The organism is Thalassospira sp. Z349TD_5, assembly GCF_056173045.1.
Window position 1 is genome coordinate 313715 of sequence record NZ_CM149654.1, and the last position, 19552, is coordinate 333266.

Annotated in this window: 20 protein-coding genes and 1 pseudogene; 9 read left to right on the forward strand and 12 right to left on the reverse strand. The window is 53.7% G+C overall.

What is annotated here, in order from left to right:
* Positions 1-16 precede the first annotated feature (16 nt).
* From AC0VXT_RS01435 to nadA, 3 genes are all read right to left on the reverse strand, one after another.
* On the reverse strand, positions 17-421 hold the full coding sequence (locus tag AC0VXT_RS01435; RefSeq protein ID WP_475547215.1) for an NUDIX hydrolase: 405 nt from the start codon (positions 419-421) through the stop codon (positions 17-19).
* 18 nt (positions 422-439) lie between these two features.
* Entirely contained in the window at positions 440-1279 is an 840-nt protein-coding gene (nadC, locus tag AC0VXT_RS01440; protein WP_475547216.1) for a carboxylating nicotinate-nucleotide diphosphorylase, read from the reverse strand.
* Between the two features lie 76 nt (positions 1280-1355).
* On the reverse strand, positions 1356-2378 hold the full coding sequence (gene nadA / locus AC0VXT_RS01445) for a quinolinate synthase NadA (protein WP_475547217.1): 1023 nt from the start codon (positions 2376-2378) through the stop codon (positions 1356-1358).
* A 485-nt stretch (positions 2379-2863) separates the two neighbouring features.
* Here nadA and AC0VXT_RS01450 point away from each other — a divergent pair, with 485 nt between their 5' ends.
* Both AC0VXT_RS01450 and AC0VXT_RS01455 read left to right on the forward strand, forming a co-directional pair.
* Positions 2864-3190, forward strand: coding sequence for a hypothetical protein (locus AC0VXT_RS01450; RefSeq protein WP_022731731.1), 327 nt, complete (start codon positions 2864-2866; stop codon positions 3188-3190).
* Between the two features lie 280 nt (positions 3191-3470).
* A complete protein-coding gene (locus AC0VXT_RS01455) occupies positions 3471-3695 on the forward strand; it encodes a hypothetical protein (protein WP_022731730.1) in 225 nt (74 codons plus the stop codon).
* A gap of 66 nt (positions 3696-3761) precedes the next feature.
* Here AC0VXT_RS01455 and AC0VXT_RS01460 read toward each other — a convergent pair whose 3' ends face one another.
* From AC0VXT_RS01460 to fsa, 8 genes and pseudogenes are all read right to left on the reverse strand, one after another.
* Positions 3762-5150, reverse strand: coding sequence for a glutamine synthetase family protein (locus tag AC0VXT_RS01460; RefSeq protein ID WP_475547218.1), 1389 nt, complete (start codon positions 5148-5150; stop codon positions 3762-3764).
* Between the two features lie 43 nt (positions 5151-5193).
* Positions 5194-6027, reverse strand: coding sequence for an isocitrate lyase/PEP mutase family protein (locus tag AC0VXT_RS01465; RefSeq protein ID WP_475547219.1), 834 nt, complete (start codon positions 6025-6027; stop codon positions 5194-5196).
* A 15-nt stretch (positions 6028-6042) separates the two neighbouring features.
* Positions 6043-6534: a class I SAM-dependent methyltransferase gene (locus AC0VXT_RS01470; RefSeq protein WP_475547220.1), complete on the reverse strand. Its 492-nt coding sequence runs from the start codon at positions 6532-6534 to the stop codon at positions 6043-6045.
* Between the two features lie 100 nt (positions 6535-6634).
* Complete coding sequence (locus AC0VXT_RS01475; protein WP_022731726.1) at positions 6635-7240, reverse strand: glutathione S-transferase family protein; 606 nt, start codon at positions 7238-7240, stop codon at positions 6635-6637.
* 106 nt (positions 7241-7346) lie between these two features.
* A complete protein-coding gene (locus tag AC0VXT_RS01480) occupies positions 7347-7688 on the reverse strand; it encodes a YrhK family protein (RefSeq protein ID WP_430471332.1) in 342 nt (113 codons plus the stop codon).
* 83 nt (positions 7689-7771) lie between these two features.
* A complete protein-coding gene (locus tag AC0VXT_RS01485) occupies positions 7772-8722 on the reverse strand; it encodes a tyrosine recombinase XerC (RefSeq protein WP_475547221.1) in 951 nt (316 codons plus the stop codon).
* Positions 8701-9390, reverse strand: a complete 690-nt coding sequence (locus AC0VXT_RS01490; RefSeq protein ID WP_022731723.1) for a DUF484 family protein — start codon at positions 9388-9390, stop codon at positions 8701-8703. The genes AC0VXT_RS01485 and AC0VXT_RS01490 overlap by 22 nt, the downstream gene beginning before the upstream one ends.
* Positions 9391-9538: 148 nt before the next feature.
* A pseudogene (fsa, locus tag AC0VXT_RS01495) lies at positions 9539-10196 on the reverse strand (fructose-6-phosphate aldolase).
* 196 nt (positions 10197-10392) lie between these two features.
* On the opposite strand from fsa, the gene AC0VXT_RS01500 reads away from it, so the two are divergent.
* Positions 10393-12624: a primosomal protein N' gene (locus AC0VXT_RS01500; RefSeq protein ID WP_475547222.1), complete on the forward strand. Its 2232-nt coding sequence runs from the start codon at positions 10393-10395 to the stop codon at positions 12622-12624.
* A 40-nt stretch (positions 12625-12664) separates the two neighbouring features.
* On the opposite strand, the gene AC0VXT_RS01505 is transcribed toward AC0VXT_RS01500, so the two are convergent.
* Positions 12665-13495 (reverse strand): substrate-binding periplasmic protein, encoded by an 831-nt coding sequence (locus tag AC0VXT_RS01505; protein ID WP_475547223.1) that lies wholly within the window; start codon positions 13493-13495, stop codon positions 12665-12667.
* Between the two features lie 64 nt (positions 13496-13559).
* On the opposite strand from AC0VXT_RS01505, the gene AC0VXT_RS01510 reads away from it, so the two are divergent.
* From AC0VXT_RS01510 to atpD, 6 genes are all read left to right on the forward strand, one after another.
* Positions 13560-13880: a MazG-like family protein gene (locus AC0VXT_RS01510; protein ID WP_475547224.1), complete on the forward strand. Its 321-nt coding sequence runs from the start codon at positions 13560-13562 to the stop codon at positions 13878-13880.
* Positions 13881-13914: 34 nt separating this feature from the next.
* A complete protein-coding gene (locus tag AC0VXT_RS01515; protein WP_475547225.1) occupies positions 13915-14553 on the forward strand; it encodes a glutathione S-transferase family protein in 639 nt (212 codons plus the stop codon).
* 498 nt (positions 14554-15051) lie between these two features.
* Positions 15052-15609, forward strand: coding sequence for a F0F1 ATP synthase subunit delta (locus tag AC0VXT_RS01520; RefSeq protein ID WP_022731717.1), 558 nt, complete (start codon positions 15052-15054; stop codon positions 15607-15609).
* Positions 15609-17141 carry a F0F1 ATP synthase subunit alpha gene (gene atpA / locus AC0VXT_RS01525; RefSeq protein ID WP_101303197.1) on the forward strand — a complete coding sequence of 511 codons (1533 nt, stop codon included), beginning with the start codon at positions 15609-15611 and terminating at the stop codon, positions 17139-17141. The genes AC0VXT_RS01520 and atpA overlap by 1 nt, the downstream gene beginning before the upstream one ends.
* A 30-nt stretch (positions 17142-17171) precedes the next feature.
* Positions 17172-18065, forward strand: a complete 894-nt coding sequence (locus AC0VXT_RS01530; RefSeq protein WP_022731715.1) for a F0F1 ATP synthase subunit gamma — start codon at positions 17172-17174, stop codon at positions 18063-18065.
* A 52-nt stretch (positions 18066-18117) separates the two neighbouring features.
* On the forward strand, positions 18118-19536 hold the full coding sequence (atpD, locus tag AC0VXT_RS01535; protein WP_102784437.1) for a F0F1 ATP synthase subunit beta: 1419 nt from the start codon (positions 18118-18120) through the stop codon (positions 19534-19536).
* The last annotated feature ends 16 nt before the right edge of the window (positions 19537-19552 follow it).

The following is a 19552-nucleotide window of genomic DNA, read 5'->3' on the forward strand; positions in this document are numbered from 1 at the left end:
TTGTCAGGTTGAAAACCTAGATATCAAACAGTGCAGCGGTGATCTTTTGGCCCATTGGTGCCATGAGATTCCGTTCACGCGGGGTGAGCCAGCGCAGCTCGGCAATTTCGCGTGCCGGGGAAAGTGTGCCGTGATAGTCGGCGACAAAGCATGTCATGCGCACAATTGCCCCGTCGGGCTGTTTGTGGCCCTGTCCGGCAAAGGTGCCGAGTTCGCGGATGGTTTCGGGGATTAGATCAACGCCAAGTTCTTCGTTGATTTCGCGCATGATCGCATCCCGTGCGGTTTCGCCCGGATCAATTTTGCCACCCGGCAGGTAAAACCGATCCCGACCATTACTGCGTACCGACAGGATTTTTGCCCCGTCGCGCAAAATCCAGTTTGCCGTTTCAATGACTTTAACGATGTCCGGTTTTGTCATTCCAGCATCTCGCGTGATTTACAGGATCGCGACATCAAGTCCGATATCAACCGCCGGGGCCGATTGGGTGATCCGACCGACCGATACATAATCAACCCCGGTGGCGGCAATGGCGCCAATGGTTTGTAGGTTCACACCGCCCGATGCTTCGGTCTTGCAGCGGCCATCGACAATCGTAACGGCTTTGCGCAGCATATCCGGGCCCATGTTATCAAGAAGGATGATGTCTGCCCCGGCATTCGCTGCTTCGTGGACCTGATCAAGCGTGTCGCATTCGACTTCGATTTTCGGCAGGTTGGCGGCCCGTGCGGCCTCAACACATTTGGTAATCGATCCGACAACGCCGATATGGTTGTCCTTGATCATCACCCCGTCATAAAGCCCCATGCGGTGGTTCTGGGCCCCACCCATACGGGTTGCATATTTTTCAAGCTTGCGCCAGCCCGGCAATGTTTTGCGGGTATCAAGCAGCTTTGTCGTCGTGTCACCCATAGCAACAACATAGCTGCGCGTGGTGGTGGCAATTCCAGACAGGTGCTGCAGGGTGTTAAGAGCTGTGCGCTCCGCCGTCAGGATGCCACGGGCATTGCCCTCAACGACAGCCAAAACGTCCTTTGCCTTGATGGCATCGCCGTCTTCGCAGTGTTTTGTGATTTTGGCATCCGGGACCAGTTTACGAAAACAGTCCAGCGCAATATCAAGCCCTGCGACGACGATATCTTCGCGGGTTTCAAGCGCGACACGCAGGCGCGCATTTTCGGGTACGACATTATCCGATGTGATGTCACCGGGGCCGATGTCTTCGGCAAAGGCGCGGTCGATGAATTCTGAAATTTCAGCTTGGGTCAGGACGGTCATGATGGGCAGCCGTTTTGAAGTCGTGTGGGAATGAAAACAGCCCCGCAAAATGTGCGGGGCTGTGAAAGGGTTCGGCTTAGGCCGCGTCGTCTTTTTTCAGCGGAATGCCTTTTGACATTTCCAGCATCCGTTCAAGCGGTTTGACGGCTGCGACGCGCAAATGTTCCGGCATGACGATCTGCGGGCCATTGTTGACCAGACACAGATACAGTTTTTCAAGCGTATTAAGCTCCATGAACGGGCAATTGTTGCACGCACACGATCCGTCGGCACCCGGTACCGGAATGAATTCCTTGTGCGGGGCGGCTTTTTCCATCTGGTGGATGATGTGTGGCTCAGTCGCGATCAGATATTTCTGATCCGGACCGTTGATCACATATTCCAGAATGGCACGGGTGGACCCGATATGATCGGCATGTTTGAGAATGCCATCATGGCATTCCGGGTGGGCGGCAACCTTGGCGTCCGGGTTTTGCGTTTGCAAACGGATCAGTTCGCGTTCTGAAAACTGTTCATGCACGATGCATGATCCATTCCACAGCGTCATGTCACGCCCGGTCTTCTTGGCAAGATATGCCCCAAGATGGCGGTCAGGCGCCCAAAGGATCGGTTTGTCCGCCGGGATTTGATCAATGATCTCGGCGGCATTGGACGAGGTCACGATAATGTCCGATGCTGCCTTTACCTCGGCCGAGCAGTTGATATAGGTGATCGACACATGATCGGGATGCTGTTCGCGGAACTTGCGGAACGGCTCTGGCTGGCACGAGTCTTCGAGCGAGCAACCCGCTTTGGAATCGGGTAGCAGAACGGTTTTATTCGGGCTCAGAATCTTGGCAACCTCGGCCATGAAGCGCACGCCACAAAACACGATGACATCTGCATCGGTTTCGGCGGCCTTGCGCGACAGATCAAGGCTATCGCCGACAAAATCGGCAAGATCCTGAATTTCCCCATCCTGGTAGTAATGGGCCAGAATAATCGCGTTCTTTTCTTTCTTAAGGCGGGCAATTTCCGCCTCAAGATCCAAAGTCGGATCAATCTGCATTTCCGACATTGCGTCCACCGAAGCTTCGGCAATTGTAATCATTTCATTCATGGCGTCGTCTCATCTCGCCTGTTGCAAGCCGGAGATAAGAAGTGGGGCCCGGCATTGCAAGTTAATGACAGTTTGAAACCTGAATATCGCCATTAGACCGCGATAGCAAGGAAATGGGGCGTCGCGCACGGATTCCCGAACTTTAAAAGGTGCATGGCCCTGTTTGCATTGTTCTGGTGCTTGGGATGTATTTGGGCTTTTCGGCAGAAACGTTGATAAATTTCGCAACGCAACAAAATATAAAAATATGTTCGTTGTAAAATATCGATAAATATTCATATAGTGAATACTGGATATTTTTTTAGTATTTCACATGTGAGAAGATATTTTTATTTTGATCGTCGCGGAATAAAGCATCCTTTTTAAAGCACCTAAAAGGTGACGCGGACTTGCACATGGCTGAAATGAAATCCCGCCTGATTAATGACGGAAATAATTATTTCCGTTTTTTCTAACCAACGCGCTTTTGCGCGGTAGGAGCTACTTTGACAAACCGTACAACATCTAAAATTCTGAATTTTGTAAGACCGTTTAGCTTGCGCGGTCTGGCCGAAGTTCTGCCTGCCGGGTCTTATAAAGTCATGACCGAAGAAATGCAGGACGAAAAAGTCACATACCCGACGTGGCAGTGGGTTTCCACACAGATGCATTTGAACACCAATTCGGATCGCTCCGACGACGCACGTCTTATGACCGTCGATCCCCGTGATCTGGAAGTGGCGTATTTGCGTGATCAGAAAATGATCGATGCCCGCCCCAAAGTCGCCTTTTCGGCCAGAGGATCAAACACCCGGGCCAAGCGCGTCTTTTAATCGGGTTTCCCGATGATCCTGTTCCCGGTCAGGGCACCCTGACCGGAACGGTGGTCAAATCGTAAAACCGTAGTATTACCACTCCCGCCTCAGTCTTCAGTTCGCATTTCTCGTTCCCGTGGCCTTTCGGAATCGTCCCTCGGTGGTCATTCCCGAACCAAACACACAGGCCAGAAAGCTGCCTCCTGCTGTTACATATCAGCGTTGCAGAATGAGAAATATACGTTTGCCCAAGATGAGATCATAACGCATCAAGCTGATGCACATGAGAGTCTTTAATATGGATTGGGTCCCTATCGTCTTTGGTACGTTTAAAGTTGTCGCACTGCTGACGGCCATGTTCTTCGCCATCAAGTGGCATTACGATCAAGGCGAGAAGGGCGGGACGCGCGCGGTAATGCTCGCGGGTGCCAAAGTTGCCGCAATCTTCGTGCTAGCACTACTATGCCTGGGGTTCGTTACATTCTTCCTTAGCAGGGCGCTCGGTTTGAACCTGAGCTACTGATGATCGCATCGCAAAGACACCCAAAATGGGAAATGGGGACAGATCTATCTTTCTGGGAACATTAGGTTAGATCGAAAATCCGTAATATTCCCATTCTGCGGCTGATACCTTAAGTGCCATATGTTCATATTCCGCCTGCTTGATTTTGGTAAAGGCGGTATGGAAGCGTGGGCCAAGCGTACGCTTGTTGAAGTCAGAGGCGCCAAACTGATCAATCGCGTCCAGCCAGTGTCGCGGCAGGTCATTTGGGGCTTTGGCCTGACCGATTTCATCGGTACATGGCGTGCCCGGATCGATTTTACTTTCAATACCGTCAAGGGCTGCGCCCAGCGTGACGGCTGCCACCAGATACGGGTTGGCATCCACACCGGCAATGCGATGTTCAAAATGGCGGGTTTTGCCCGGCGTGCCGGGAACTCGTAATGCCACAGTGCGGTTTTCAACACCCCAGTCATCGGATGCTGGTGAATACATCGCCGACGCAAACCGGCGCCATGAATTCATGAACGGGGCCAAAAGCAACATCGTCTCGCCAATCGTGCCGCGAATGCCGCCAATTGCATTCAGCATAAGCGGGCTTAACGATCCATCCGCCTGATCGGCAAACAGGTTATTGCCCGTATCATCGGCCAGTGACAGATGCAAATGCATGCCCGATCCGGCTTCAGTGCCAAACGGTTTTGGCATAAACACGGCTTCTGTGCCAAACCGGCGCGCGACGGTGCGGATCAGGCGTTTGGCAATGATGACGTCATCAGCCGCCCGCATCAGATTGCGATAGCGGATCGTCATTTCATACTGGCCGGGGCCATATTCCGAAATCAGGGTTTCGAGTGTCAGATCAAGATGCTTTGCCCCTTCATATATCGCATCAAACAGCGGTGACATCTCATCAATTTCATCGACTGACATGGTGTTGCGCAAGGTGCTGCGGCGTTTGGTCAGGGCATAGGACGCCGGGTGATAAAGCCCGTCTGCGTCGGCTTCGTGATCAACCAAATAAAATTCCAGCTCAAACGCCCCCATCGGGGTGAAGCCGAGTTTCCGGGCACGGGTTACCTGTGCTGCAAATACATTGCGCGGGTCCACATCATGCGGCGTGCGGTCTTCGTCATACATGCTGATCAAAAGTTGCCCGCGCCCCGTATGGGGTAAATAACCAAGCGTCCCGGGTACAGGCCAGCACCGACCGTCACCGCCTCCGCCAGTTTGCACCAACCCGCAATCATCAACATCCTCGCCGGTCACATCCTGTCCAAAGATTGAACTTGGCAATCCGCGTCCGGATTTATAAATGGATTCAAGTTCATGACGCCGGATTGTCTTTCCCCGGCCAATGCCGTGAAAATCGGTCAGGATGATGTCGATGGCCTCAACATCAGGATATTTGGCAAGGAAGGCCTCGGCTTCGGAAATTTGTGAACCGCTTGGCGAAAGTGTTTCTGGAGTGCTCATTGTTTGCCTTGAACGCTATGCCCCGTGTGGAGGAAGGGGTTATTCAATTTTTGGGTGGGGTAAATATGTATTTTTCAGCTTCTGACGAAGACAGCGCATCTTTGGCGTAAGTAAAAGTCCCATGGTCTTTTACCTCGCGCGCGGCACGCATGAGGCCGCCAAGTGCCGCCCGGGCAAAGGACCCGCCAACACTGATGCGTTTAACGCCTGCCTGTTCTAGTTCGCTGACGCTGTAGGTCGGACCGGAAAGCCCCATCACAACATTAACCGGGCGGGTGACAGATGCACAAACCGTGCGTATTGCCGCGATATCAGGCAGACCCGGTGCATAAAGAACATCTGCGCCGGCCTTTTCGAAGGCCTGAAGACGAAGAATTGTATCATCCAGATCGTGTTTACCATGCAGGAAGTTTTCTGCGCGCGCGGTTAACATAAAAGGATGTTTACGGGATTCTTCGACGGCGGCGGCAATGCGTTCTACAGCAAGGTTGAAATCAAAAATCGGGTTGTTGGGATCACCTGTTGCGTCTTCGATTGAACCACCGACAAGTCCGGCTTTTGCTGCGAGTGAAATCGTCTTTGCGCAGGATTCTGGATCAGGACCAAAACCGTTTTCCAAGTCGGCGGAAACAGGCAAGTTGGTTGCGTTGACGATATCTTGTGCATTCTGCAAGATGGCTTCGCGTGAAATACATGCCGCAGAATCTTGTTGGCCAATGGAAAAGGCCAGCCCGGCGCTGGAGGTTGCCAATGCTTCATACCCAAGTGCGGCAAGGATGCGGGCGGACCCTGCATCCCATGGGTTGGGGATGACAAACGCCCCGGTACGCAGATGCAATTGCTCAAAGAGCTGATACTTGTCCATTTGATCTGTCATGCCCCCATTAAAGGATTAACCTTGATACCGGCGGAAGAAATAGCGGTCTTTAGGGACCCCTTCGGGCAGCGGTTCTGCGATGGTGTTGGGCACATCAATTTTCTGATCAGACGCAACAATGGCACCAGTCATAAGGGCCGTCGGCAGGGTCTGGCCGATAAAGGCTGCGATCTTGGCGTTCAGGTCTTCGTCCCCGGTGCCAACATCGGAATGCACAAGGGCAACTTTGCCTTTGAAACGCTCTACGGCCATTGGCAGTGTTTCAAAAATATCGCCAAGGAAAAGATGGTCATCATCGGGAATGCATTTCGGGTGTGCGGCAATTTGCCGGTCAAACACAAAGATTTCCCGGTCTGGCATGATTTCGCGCAAATGATCGAATGTGCGACCATTACCCAGGCCAACTTCTAGCACGATCCCGTCCTGATCCTTGATCATTTCAGCCGCTGCATTCAGGCAATCGCGTTGGGCCTGCAGGCGGCGGATAACACTGTTTAGACGTGACATTTAATCGGATCTCCGGGGCTTGTTGGATCAAGATGGTCAATGGGTCGTATGTGGCACTAAAAACGCCGAGCGCCATGACGCCCGGCGTTGATTTGCAAAGTCAGCCTTTGAACTGGGTCGCATCAAATGCAGGCACTCGCGACCGGAATTCATCCAGCCATGTGACGAGGTTGCCGTATGTTTGTCGCCATTTTCCGTCAAATCGCAGGTCAAGATACCCCAATGCGCAGGCAATGCCGACATGGCCGATATGAAGGTCAGCACCAAATGCCGGTGGGTTTGCGTCAATTTGATCCAGTGCACGTTTGACCTTGTCCGCCTGATAGGACATCCAGCCGTCATCGCGTTTGTCTTCGGTACGCATGCGGGTTTCATAGACCTGCAGGATTGAGGCATCAATAATGCCGTCGCCCAGTGCCTGTAAGGTAAGGGCATCCCAGCGGGCATCACTTTCGGTCGGATGCAGGGTCACGCCATCGGCCTGCGCATCCAAGTATTCACAAATCACACGTGAATCAAAAATCTTGCGACCATCATCGAGAATAAGGATCGGGATTTTCCCCAGCGGGTTCTGCGTGCGAAGGCTGTCGGCCGGATCGTTGGTGTTTGACAGTTCGACCGACAATTGGTCGTAAACACCAAGCATCTTGGCAACAATTTTGACTTTCCGGCCAAAAGGCGACGGGTCGCTGGATCGCAGGATCATGATTTTTCTCCGGGTATTTTAACTGTTTGCGCGCAGTGTAAGGGGGAAAGAACGGCAAGACGAAGTGAATTTTTCCCAAATCAGGTCGTTCAGCGTCTTCACCCTTCTACCCGGCGGGGTTGCGGGCCTGATCCGTCGCGGTTTTGGCAGGGATGTTTTTATGGGAGCCTTGGCTTTCATCGTTATCATCAAGCCCGGCAAGATGAAGTTCGCGCGCCAGCCTTACGGCTGGACGTGCTGCAAAAAACACCGAACCAATGATAAATAGCCACGTGCCTGCGTAAACTGTTGCGTCATCCAAAAACAGGATACTGCCAACAATGAATAAAACCGCCGCCAGAAGGTCGATCACTGAATAGGCAATCTCATAGGCGCTGTAGACCGACCGGTGTTTGGGACTGGCATCAAAGCGGCGAGTTCGAAATAGTTTCATCGGGTTTAGGGCCATAAGGTGTCCTTGCTGCTTTGTGTGATGATTGTCCCAACGCATCGGAAGTAGGATGGTTTCCATTCGACGATAATGTGCCGAAATTATCGCCGGGCGCGTGGATGGGTGCCGTTGTAGACCGCCATCAATTGTTCACTATCCACGGCCGTATAGCGTTGGGTCGTTGAAAGCGATGCGTGACCCAAAAGATCCTGAATGGTGCGTAAATCACCGCCGCCTGCCAAAAGATGGGTGGCAAAGGAATGGCGGAGCGCATGCGGAGTTGCGGTATCAGGCAATTGTAAAAGATCGCGAACCTTGCGCATTTCGCGTTGGGCGACCTGGGCGACCAATCGTTTGCCACGCGCGCCGACAAAAAGTGCGTCATTGCCATGCGGTGCATAGGGACAAGCACGCAGGTAATCTTCAATCGCATCGCGGATAATCGGCAAAACCGGGACAAGGCGTTGTTTGTTGCCTTTGCCCGTGATGACCATCGAGTCCCCTGTTGGGCTTTGATTGGCGTTCAGATCAAGGGCTTCGGAAATACGCAAGCCACAGCCGTATAAAAGCGTGAAAAGTGCAAGGTTACGCTTGGCAAGCCATGGTTCATCTTGCCAGACACCCGCATTTTCAAGAACGGCCAACGCATCGACCGGTGACAGTGGTTTGGGGGCTGTTTGGGGTAGGCGTGGATTGCGGATGGAACTGACGGCGGCATTCTGTCCGCGTCCTGACCGATCAAGAAACCGATAGAAATTGCGTAACGATGACAGGGCGCGGGCGGTGGATGTTTTGGCCATGCCATCCATGCTGCGGCGCGCCAGCCAGCTTCGAAAATCACGCGGGTTTAAGCGCAGAAGCGCCTTCAGGTCTGGGACATCGCCAAGATGGCCACCGATAAAGCCGAGAAAAGCATAAAGATCGGCCAGATAGTTTTCGGTCGTGTGATCGGACGCACGTCGCTCATCAGAAAGCCACGTGCGCCAATCTGCGATGGCTTCGCGCACATCGCTCGGGAGGGTGAGGGCGGTTAAACCGTTTGGGTGAGCCATCGACGCACACCAAATTCAATCACGGACGCCAAAAACATGATCAGGTCATTGGCCTGTGCCGGGCTGAAATATCCCGGCTCTTTAACGCCAAAGGCAACAATGCCAACCGGATCGCCATAAAACGGCGCAAGTCGCACAATGGCAGCCGACCGTATTTCGGATGCTTTCGGGCCAAAAATGGCCTCATCCCCGGCATCGTCGGGCAAAAGCCAGACGTCCTGCTCGTCGCCCAGAACCTGATCAACCGCCCCTTTAACAAGGCGGCGCACGCGGCCATCACAGCTTGGCACCGGCGCTTCGTCGCATTCTTCAAAGCACAATGCGATGGCATCAAGATCAAGCAGTTCGGGCACAAGGTCCTGAAGTGCTTCGACAAAGGTTTCAAACCCGCGTGCATTCAAAATGGCCAAAACAGCGCGGTGGATGCGGCTTTGGGTTTCAAGGTTGGATTTGGAAATATTGATCAGTTCGCTGGTGGCACCGCGCAGCTTTTCGCGTTCATCGCGCAACCGCGCGACGACATATTGCTGCATATCGGCGACACCTGATCCCATTTCCCGGACAGGCAACGCAAGACTTTCAAGCAAGTCAGGGCGCGAAGTGAAGAAATCAGGATGTTCGGCGAGAAAGGTCGCGACATCGTCGGCGCGCAGTGCTGTCTTTTCCATCGGTTCCGGCTTGTACAGTGAGAAATAAAAAACCCGGCTGCCACAATGCGGGCAGCCGGGTTAAATGCATGTTAAAAACCGAACGCAATGTCGGCTTTTATCCGCCCATCAGGACAATGACCTGATAACAGGCGGATGACAGGCCAGATTACAGAATCGACTGGCCAGTTTTTTCCCAGTCAGCAAGGAACGTTTCAAGGCCCTTGTCGGTCAGCGGATGCTTGGTCAACTGGGTCAGAACCTGCGGCGGGATGGTGACAACATCGGCACCAAGACGGGCCGAGTTCGACAACATGCTGCGGGCCACGTGCCGAAGCAACGAGGACTTCGGTGGTCCAGTTCGGGTAGTTGCCATAAACGTCAACGATGTCAGCAATCAGTTGCATACCATCGGACGAAATATCATCCAGACGGCCAACGAACGGCGAAACATAGGTTGCACCGGCTTTGGCCGCCAGAATGGCCTGACCAACCGAGAAGCAAAGTGTAACGTTGGTTTTAATGCCTTCGTCGGTAAAGGTACGGCAAGCTTTAAGGCCATCAGAGGTCAGCGGCAGTTTGACGACGACATTGTCGGCGATCTTTGCCAGCTTGCGGCCTTCTGCGACCATGGTGCCGTAATCGGTCGCAGCAACTTCTGCGCTGACCGGGCCGTTGACGACGTCACAAATTTCCTTGATCAGTTCGAGAAACGGTCGGCCTGTTTTTGCTACCAGCGAGGGGTTGGTGGTGACACCATCCACGAGGCCAGACATGGCGATTTCGCGGATTGCGTCAATGTCAGCAGTATCGATGAAAAACTTCATTGGATTTCCTATTCGGACCTTTTGAAGATCGTCGTTTGAAGATCGTTGTTCGATGATGCGGTTAGCTGCTAGGTTCGGGCTCCATCCAATGGACGGTTCCAGATCCAAGCTGTGGGACCGTTTTCTATTATGCCATGGGCCATCGAGGGTGTTTTTTCGAGCAGCCCGAAAGGCATTCCGACGGGGTTTATAATATATGAGCGCGGCAAAGGCCACATCTGGAAATCTGTTTGCTGATGATCCGGCCTTTCAGGTGACTGCCCAGACCATAAGTGTGCTTCCGCCGTTGCCGCTTGCCGGGCCGTATGACTACATCGTGCCCGAAGGCATATCGGTGCAATTTGGCGATTTTGTGGAAATCCCGCTCGGCCGTCAAACTCAGCGCGGGGTGGTCTGGGGCGAAGCCAAGGGCGACGTCGAACCAAGTAAGCTGCGCGAAATTTATGGTGTTCTTCCCGCCGAGCCCATGCCCGACGTCACCCGGAAGTTCATTGACTGGGTGTCGGCCTATACCATGGCACCCCAAGGCGCGGTGCTGCGCATGGCCATGAGCGTGCCTGACGCGCTGGAACAACCCAAACCGATTTTCCGTTTTACGCTGAACGCCGATTTCGACGCATCAGGTTTGCGCATGACCCCGCCGCGCAAACGTGTTCTGGCGTTTCTGGGTGAAAATCCGGCGATGGAGCAAGGGGATATCCTGCGCGAAACCGGGGCCGGGGCAAGCGTGATTAAGGGGCTGGTCGAAGCTGGGGCTGTGCGACGCCTGATGGTCAAACCACCATCGCCATTTGATCTGCCTGATTTGTCCATCCCGCGCCCGAACCTGTCCGATGAACAAACGATCGCGGCCGATGCATTATGTGACCGGGTCGATGCGGGGGGATTTTCCTGCACATTGCTTGATGGCATCACAGGGTCGGGCAAAACCGAAGTTTATTTTGAACCGATCCGTGCGGCCTTGGCCGAAGGTAAGCAGGTGGTTGTTCTGCTGCCGGAAATCGCCCTGTCGGCCCAATGGTTGCAACGTTTCCGCGACCGGTTTGGCGTTGTCCCGGCCCTTTGGCATTCCGAAGTCGGTCAGGCGCGCCGTCGTGATACATGGCGCGCGGTGGCAGATGGTTCTGTGCAACTGGTTGTTGGTGCGCGGTCGGCACTTTTCCTGCCCTTTCGCGATCTTGTCCTTATTGTGGTCGACGAAGAACACGAACATGCGTTTAAGCAGGAAGACGGAGTGATTTATCACGCCCGCGACATGGCAGTCACCCGTGCGCATCTGGGCAATATTCCGATTGTTCTGGCATCGGCAACCCCGTCGCTTGAAACCTTGGCCAATGTTGATGCGGGGCGCTATTACCGGGTCGAACTGGGCAGCCGTCATGGGGCGGCCGTTTTGCCAAGTGTTGAAGTCATCGACATTCGCCAAGACAAACCTGAACGTCTGCGCTGGATTACGCCGACCTTAAAAAAGCGATTGGCGGAAACATTCGCCAATGGCGAACAGGCGATGCTGTTTTTGAACCGGCGTGGCTATGCGCCGTTGACCCTATGCCGGGCTTGTGGGCATCGGTTCCAATGCCCCAACTGCACCGCTTGGCTGGTGGAGCATCGTGCATGGGGCAAATTGCAATGTCACCATTGCGGATATCAGGCAAAGGCACCTGATGCCTGCCCGGCCTGTGGCGCGGAGGGCAAGCTTGCGCCCTGTGGGCCGGGGGTTGAGCGGCTTTATGAAGAAGCGGTCGAAACATTCCCCAATATCCGGATCGAGGTTGCGACATCGGACAATATCATGGGGCCAAAGGCGGCAGCCGAGCTGGTCCAAAGGGTTCACAATCACGAGGTTGATCTTTTGATCGGCACCCAGATTTTGGCCAAGGGGTATCACTTTCCGATGCTCACCTTGGTTGGGGTGGTTGATGCGGACCTAGGCTTGGCGGGTGGGGATTTGCGCGCAGCCGAACGCAGCTATCAGTTGCTAACCCAGGTGGCAGGGCGTGCCGGACGGGGCGATCGTCCGGGTACGGTGATGCTGCAAACCGCCGATCCGGCCAACCGCGTGATCAAGGCAATTGCCGCGGGTGATCGCAATGCCTTTAACGAGGTTGAGCTATCGCAACGCATGACCCATGGCATGCCGCCACATGGGCGACTGGCAGCACTTATTATAAGTGGCAAAAAAGAAAACGAAGTCGATGAAGCCGCATGGCGGATCGGGCGTGCGGCCCCGCGCGGGGATGGTTTGATGGTACTGGGGCCTGCCCCCGCCCCGTTATCCTTGCTGCGTGGGCGCTATCGCCGGCGCTTTTTGATCCGTGCGGATAAAACGGTGAAAATGCAGGCATTGATCCATGAGTGGCTGTCGAAGGTCAAAACACCCGGCAGTGTGCGCGTGCAGGTTGACATCGATCCCTATAGCTTCATGTAGCCGGGACTTAATGTGGGGAGATGTCTTCTATTACGGTTGCCTAGTTGCCGTATTGCGATTTCCACCAGTTGACCCCGTCCGGGCCAAGATATCGACGAAAGATCGTCAGCAGCCTGCCATCATGGCGCATGTCACGCAGGATTTCGTCATACTGAGCCAGAAAGACCTCTTTGTCCGGATAGTCGGATGCGCGCGAAAACGGATTGTAATAAGCAGCCCGCCGAAGTGGATTGTTCAAAAAGGCGATTTTGGTGCGGGATCCGTTTTGGATCGTCTCATAGATAGTACTGAGATAATTGACCGGGACAATATCAAACCGGTTCTCGAGCAGCATGGGAATTAAAAGGTCATTTCGGGCAACCGTTTCGATATCCAGATCTGAATTCCAAAATGTCGGGGTATATGAATAGCCCGCAGCGGCCCCAACCCGATAGGCGCGCAAATCGGAATATTGATCAAAGTGAATGGTGCGCACGTCGTCGGCGCGAATGGCAAAGCGCCAATCCAGCAGCAGATGATTTTCATCAGGGTACAGCAGATAGGCTGACCGTTCGTCATTCTGTGACAGTGTCAGAACGATGTCGGAGTAACCGAGCCTGGCATTGTGAAGCAGCCGTTTGCCGCTATCGACAAAGCGGAACTCGTAATCCTTGATGTCCATTTCGCGCAAGACTTCGCGCATGATATCGACATCAATGCCGCGTGGGTTCTTACCCGAAAGCCATTTAAGCGGCGGCTCTGATAGTCCTTCAATCAGCAGCGTGCGGGCGTGTGCGGGTATTTGGGCCATGATCAATCCCGCGATGACGGCAAGCAGCTGCACCGCCCGGCGAAGCGGCCAATGGGTTTTGCTGTCCTGCCTATGGATCATGTGCTTCTCATTAATCATGCTAAAAGCATCGTCAGCCAACTTACTTTATATGGGATGAATTCTTGTGAATAATTACAAAACAAATTCATCGAAGGCAGAAACGCAGCGCAGCATGTGCGACTGGGCCGAAGCAACGTTTGGTCCGGTCAGCGCACCGGTCTCACTGGTTGATCGTGCAATGCTTGAGATGGAAGAGCTTAAAGAAGCCGTTGTCGTGCAAGATCACGCCGAGATTGGCAAGGAAGCTGCCGACGTCTTAATTCTACTCTATCGGCTTGCCGATCAGTTTGGCCTTGATCTTGATCAGGAGGTCGCCGGAAAAATGGCGATCAATCGGTCGCGGACATGGGTGCAAAAGGGTGACGGTACCGGGTCACATATCTGAGCCCAACCTTCCTTATCACCTTCAGGCAGACATTATGAGTTACACGCTTTTTTATGCACCGGGTGCTGCGAGCATGGCAGTGCACTGGATGTTAATTGAGCTGGATATGCCGTTTGAGGCGGTACTGGTAGACATTGACAGCAATCAGCAACGCAATCAGGACTATCTGCGTCTCAATCCGACGGGTCGAGTACCGACCCTTGTCGTAGATGAAACACCATACGGTGAATCCGTTGCCTTGATGATGTTGCTGGCCGAACGGCATCCGGGGTCGGGCTTGTTGCCAGAACCAGAAACCGCGCAACGCGCCGAATGGTTGCAGCTGACACTTTATATTGCCAATACATTGATGCCAGCGATGCGTGACTGGCTATATGCGGCCAAGGATGGCGACCCCAAAGGGGCCGCTGCGGTCAAAGCATTGGCTGAAAAACGGATCAGTTCGGTGTGGGACGATTTCGAAGCACGGCTTTTGCGGGGCCAAACATATTTGATGGGGCCGACATTTGGCACGGTTGACATGTTCGCGATCATGTTAATGCGGTGGTCGCGTCATATGGGATGTACTGCGACTGCCCGACCGGTGCTGCGCAGCTACATCAATCACATCTGCGCGCTGCCGTCTTATATTGAGGTGAATGAACGCGAAGGTCTTTCGGGATGGCCAAGCTAACGGCATTTGTATTCCGGTGGACGTGGTCGGCGAGGCCGCAAACCAGTTGGCCTATTCATCTGGGCGTCTTCATTTTGATCCCGGAGGAAGGACCTCGATCCGCAAAACAGACGCTTTGCCCGTTAAAATGTGAAGTCGATTACACATTTTTGGGGGAATCTGACCTTTTAAGTAAGGCGGATGTCGGGAGCCCCCATCAGAAAGTCGGGGGAATTGTACCTAAAAAGCGATTTTGCCAAGAGGAAATCCACGGAGTGCGGGAAACGGCTTGTTATAAAATAGTCGTAAGAAGTCGCGAAACGTCAGTGATTAGGCGCGGTTTTGCCACAACTTTAGGCAAGAATGAGAAAGTCCGTCCAAATGGGGTTGCGCGGGGGTTGCCCATGCAAAGGACATGTGATACCAAACGCTCGCTTCTCGGAAGGAAACCCTTTCGTGGAACCATTTTTTTATACGTATCCGAGTTGTTCTCATAACCAGAATTGAGGGCTTTCACCGGTGTCCCAAAATACTGCCGCGACCGGGCTCCAAGGGCGCTATGCCACAGCACTATTTGACTTGGCCAAATCCGCCAAGCAGCTTGATGCTGTCAAAAGTGATCTTGAATTGCTCGACCAAGCCATCGCAACAAGCGATGAGCTCCGGAATGTTCTCCGTAGTCCCGTGATTTCCCGGGATATGCAGGCCAAGGCGATGGCTGCTCTTCTTGATAAGCTCGGTGTTTCCGAGGTGACCAAGAAGACAGTTGGGCTTCTATGTCAGAAGCGTCGTCTGTTTGTCCTGCCGGGCGTAATCAATTCCTACCTTTCCATGCTCTCAGCTCATAATGGCGAAGTGACCGCTCAGGTGACCTCGGCAGCCGAGCTGAAGAAAGAGCAAATCGAAGCCGTTACCGGCGCTCTCAAAGAAGTTGTCGGCGCCACTGTAAAAGTGGACCTTAAAATTGATCCGGCGGTTCTTGGCGGTCTTATCGTCAAGGTCGGCTCCCGGGTTTTTGATGCCTCGCTTCGGACTAAACTTCAGAAGCTCGAGCTCGCTATGAAAGGGGTTGCGTGATGGAAATCCGCGCCGCGGAAATCTCCGCTATTCTTAAGGATCAGATTGCCAATTTTGGTGCTGATGCCGAAGTCGCCGAAGTCGGTCAGGTTCTGTCCGTCGGTGATGGTATTGCCCGTGTTTACGGTCTGGACAATGTTCAGGCTGGTGAGCTTGTTGACTTCCCAGGTGGTATTAAGGGCATGGCCCTTAACCTCGAAGAAGACAACGTTGGTGTCGTGATCTTCGGTTCTGACCGTACGATCAAGGAAGGTGACCAGGTTAAACGTACTGGCGCCATCGTTGACGTTCCGGTTGGTAAAGAACTTCTCGGTCGCGTCGTTGACGCACTGGGTAACCCGATCGACGGCAAAGGTGATCTGGGTGCAAAAGAACGTCGCCTTGCTGACGTCAAAGCACCGGGCATCATCCCGCGTAAATCGGTTCACGAGCCAGTACAGACCGGTATCAAGTCAATTGACTCCCTGATCCCGATTGGCCGTGGCCAGCGTGAGCTGATCATTGGTGACCGTCAGACCGGTAAAACCGCCATCATCATCGACACCATTCTGAACCAGAAGCCGGTGAACGATGCTGCGAAAAACGACAGCGAAAAGATGTTCTGCATCTATGTTGCTGTTGGTCAGAAACGTTCGACCGTTGCACAGGTTGTTAAGGTCCTTGAAGAACGTGGCGCGATGGAAAACACCATCATTGTTGCTGCGACCGCTTCTGATCCGGCACCGATGCAGTTCCTTGCACCGTTCGTTGCTTGCGCAATGGGCGAGTACTTCCGTGACAACGGCATGCACGCAACGATCTTCTACGATGATCTGTCCAAACAGGCAGTTGCATATCGTCAGATGTCGCTCCTGCTGCGCCGTCCGCCGGGACGTGAAGCATTCCCGGGTGACGTTTTCTATCTGCACTCTCGTTTGCTCGAACGTGCTGCGAAAATGAACGACGAAAACGGCGCTGGCTCGCTGACCGCACTTCCGGTTATTGAAACCCAGGGCAACGACGTTTCCGCGTTTATTCCGACCAACGTGATTTCGATCACCGATGGTCAGATCTTCCTTGAAACCGACCTGTTCTATAAGGGTGTACGCCCGGCTGTGAACGTTGGTCTGTCGGTTTCGCGTGTTGGTTCGTCCGCACAGATCAAAGCGATGAAGCAGGTTGCTGGCTCGATCAAGCTGGAACTCGCTCAGTATCGTGAGATGGAAGCATTCGCACAGTTCGCATCGGATCTTGATCCGGCAACCCAGAAACTTCTGGCCCGTGGCGCACGTCTGACCGAGCTGCTCAAGCAGCCGCAGTACTCGCCGCTTAAAGTCGAAGAGCAGGTTGTGGTGATCTACGCTGGTGTTAAAGGCTACCTTGACGGTGTTGCAATCAACAAGATTCGCGCCTTCGAAGAGCAGTTCCTGTCGGACATCCGTTCGAGTGGCGCTGACATCCTTGATGCGATCCGCACCGAGAAGGTTCTGTCTGATGACAGCGAAACCAAGCTTAAAGCGTTCCTCAGCAAGTTCGCGAAAACCTTCGCGTAAGTTTGAACTTTAGGCGAAGGAGGAAACGCAATGGCTAGTTTGAAGGATCTGCGCTCGCGCATTGCCAGCGTCAAATCGACGAAGAAAATTACTTCGGCGATGAAGATGGTGGCTGCCTCCAAGCTCCGCCGTTCGCAGGATGCAGCGGAAGCAGCGCGTCCCTATGCTGATCGCATGGGGACGATGCTGGGCCGCCTCGCAGCTGCGGTAGGTGGAGTGCAAGGGGCACCAAAGCTTCTGGCCGGTACTGGTAAGGATGACGTGCATCTGCTCGTCGTCTTCACCGCGGACCGCGGCCTTTGCGGTGGTTTCAACGCATCGATCGTAAAAGCATCACGTCTTAAAATTCGTGCCCTTAAGGCCGAAGGCAAAACCGTGAAGCTGATCTGTGTTGGCCGTAAAGGCGCAGATGCGCTTAAGCGTGAATTTGGTGGCGACATCGTCGCCCGGTATATCGGCATCGAAGGTAAGAAGGGGATTAATTTCTCTTCGGCTTCCGAAGTTGCTGACAAGGTTCTGGCGCTTTACGAAGAAGGCGAATTTGACGTCTGCACGATCTTCTACAACAAGTTCGTGTCGGCTATTTCGCAAGTTGTTACAGCGCAGCAGCTGGTTCCGTTCGCGGGAGCAGATGTTGAAGAGCAGGAAGAAGAAGTCACTGGTTCTTCTGCGGTTTATGAGTATGAGCCGTCCGAAGAAGCAATCTTGGCTGATTTGCTGCCGCGTAATGTTGGCGTCCAGATTTTCGGTGCCATGCTGGAAAGCAGTGCATCCGAGCACGGTGCGCGTATGTCCGCGATGGATAACGCAACCCGCAATGCCGGCGACATGATCGACCGACTGAGCATCCAATACAACCGCTCACGTCAGGCTCAGATCACCAATGAACTGATTGAAATCATTTCCGGCGCCGAGGCTTTGTAAGCGGGTCGCAGGAAGTTAACGGATAGTTTTGTCCGAGCAGGAGACAATACCTATGGCGAACAAGAAGGCGGGGAAAATTTCCCAGGTAATGGGCGCCGTCGTTGACGTTAAATTCGACGGCGAACTGCCTCCCATTCTGAATGCGCTGCATGTTGACAACAACGGTCAGCGTCTGGTTCTTGAAGTTGCACAGCATCTTGGTGAAAGCGCGGTCCGTACGATCGCGATGGACACCACCGAAGGTCTGCAGCGCGGTCAGGAAGTCACCGATACCGGTGACGCGATCTCGGTTCCGGTTGGTCCGGAAACCCTGGGTCGTATCCTGAACGTGATCGGCGAGCCGGTTGATGAACGTGGTCCGGTGAACACCAAGAAACGGTCCCCGATCCACCGCGAAGCTCCGGCTTTCATCGATCAGTCAACCGACACCGAAATCCTGGTTACCGGCATTAAGGTCATCGACCTTATCGCACCGTACACCAAGGGTGGTAAAATTGGTCTGTTCGGTGGTGCGGGCGTTGGTAAAACCGTCCTTATCATGGAACTGATCAACAACGTGGCCAAAGGCCATGGTGGTTATTCGGTCTTTGCCGGTGTTGGCGAACGTACCCGTGAAGGTAACGACCTCTATCACGAGATGATGGAATCAGGCGTTATCAATCTCGAAGGCGATTCAAAAGCTGCACTGGTTTATGGCCAGATGAACGAACCCCCGGGAGCACGTGCACGTGTTGCTCTGACCGGTCTGACTTTGGCGGAATACTTCCGTGACGAAGAAGGCCAGGACGTTCTGTTCTTCGTGGATAACATCTTCCGCTTTACCCAGGCTGGTTCGGAAGTGTCAGCCCTTCTCGGTCGTATCCCGTCTGCTGTGGGTTATCAGCCGACGCTGGCAACCGACATGGGTGCGCTGCAGGAACGTATTACCTCGACCAAAAAAGGTTCTATTACCTCGGTTCAGGCAATTTACGTACCGGCCGATGACTTGACCGATCCGGCACCTGCAACTTCGTTTGCTCACCTTGACGCGACTACGACGCTCAACCGTCAGATTGCCGAGCTCGGCATCTATCCGGCAGTTGATCCGCTCGATTCTACCTCGCGTGCACTCGATCCGGGTGTCATTGGCAAGGAACACTACGAAACCGCACGTGAAGTTCAGCGTATTCTGCAGACCTACAAAGGTCTTCAGGACATCATCGCCATCCTTGGCATGGACGAGCTTTCGGAAGAAGACAAACTGGTCGTGGCACGTGCCCGTAAAATCCAGCGTTTCCTTTCGCAGCCTTTCCACGTTGCAGAAGTCTTTACTGGTAGCCCGGGCGTGTTTGTTCAGCTCGAAGACACCATCAAAGCTTTCGCGGCGATCTGCGCTGGTGAATACGACCATATGCCTGAACAGGCATTCTACATGGTTGGCACCATCGAAGAAGCCATCGAAAAAGCCAAGAAGATGGCCGAAGCTGCCTAAGGCAGTTTCGGTCCCC

Excerpts from the sequence above, each read along its gene's own strand:
- AC0VXT_RS01475 (WP_022731726.1), bottom strand. The coding sequence starts at position 7,240 with ATGATCCTGCGATCCAGCGACCCGTCGCCTTTTGGCCGGAAAGTCAAA.
- nadA (WP_475547217.1), bottom strand. The coding sequence starts at position 2,378 with ATGAATGAAATGATTACAATTGCCGAAGCTTCGGTGGACGCAATGTCG.
- nadC (WP_475547216.1), bottom strand. The coding sequence starts at position 1,279 with ATGACCGTCCTGACCCAAGCTGAAATTTCAGAATTCATCGACCGCGCC.
- atpD (WP_102784437.1), top strand. The coding sequence starts at position 18,118 with ATGGCGAACAAGAAGGCGGGGAAAATTTCCCAGGTAATGGGCGCCGTC.
- AC0VXT_RS01530 (WP_022731715.1), top strand. The coding sequence starts at position 17,172 with ATGGCTAGTTTGAAGGATCTGCGCTCGCGCATTGCCAGCGTCAAATCG.
- AC0VXT_RS01480 (WP_430471332.1), bottom strand. The coding sequence starts at position 7,688 with ATGGCCCTAAACCCGATGAAACTATTTCGAACTCGCCGCTTTGATGCC.
- AC0VXT_RS01465 (WP_475547219.1), bottom strand. The coding sequence starts at position 6,027 with ATGACAGATCAAATGGACAAGTATCAGCTCTTTGAGCAATTGCATCTG.
- atpA (WP_101303197.1), top strand. The coding sequence starts at position 15,609 with ATGGAAATCCGCGCCGCGGAAATCTCCGCTATTCTTAAGGATCAGATT.
- AC0VXT_RS01460 (WP_475547218.1), bottom strand. The coding sequence starts at position 5,150 with ATGAGCACTCCAGAAACACTTTCGCCAAGCGGTTCACAAATTTCCGAA.
- AC0VXT_RS01470 (WP_475547220.1), bottom strand. The coding sequence starts at position 6,534 with ATGTCACGTCTAAACAGTGTTATCCGCCGCCTGCAGGCCCAACGCGAT.
- AC0VXT_RS01485 (WP_475547221.1), bottom strand. The coding sequence starts at position 8,722 with ATGGCTCACCCAAACGGTTTAACCGCCCTCACCCTCCCGAGCGATGTG.
- AC0VXT_RS01515 (WP_475547225.1), top strand. The coding sequence starts at position 13,915 with ATGAGTTACACGCTTTTTTATGCACCGGGTGCTGCGAGCATGGCAGTG.
- AC0VXT_RS01435 (WP_475547215.1), bottom strand. The coding sequence starts at position 421 with ATGACAAAACCGGACATCGTTAAAGTCATTGAAACGGCAAACTGGATT.
- AC0VXT_RS01455 (WP_022731730.1), top strand. The coding sequence starts at position 3,471 with ATGGATTGGGTCCCTATCGTCTTTGGTACGTTTAAAGTTGTCGCACTG.
- AC0VXT_RS01505 (WP_475547223.1), bottom strand. The coding sequence starts at position 13,495 with ATGATCCATAGGCAGGACAGCAAAACCCATTGGCCGCTTCGCCGGGCG.
- AC0VXT_RS01500 (WP_475547222.1), top strand. The coding sequence starts at position 10,393 with ATGAGCGCGGCAAAGGCCACATCTGGAAATCTGTTTGCTGATGATCCG.
- AC0VXT_RS01490 (WP_022731723.1), bottom strand. The coding sequence starts at position 9,390 with ATGGAAAAGACAGCACTGCGCGCCGACGATGTCGCGACCTTTCTCGCC.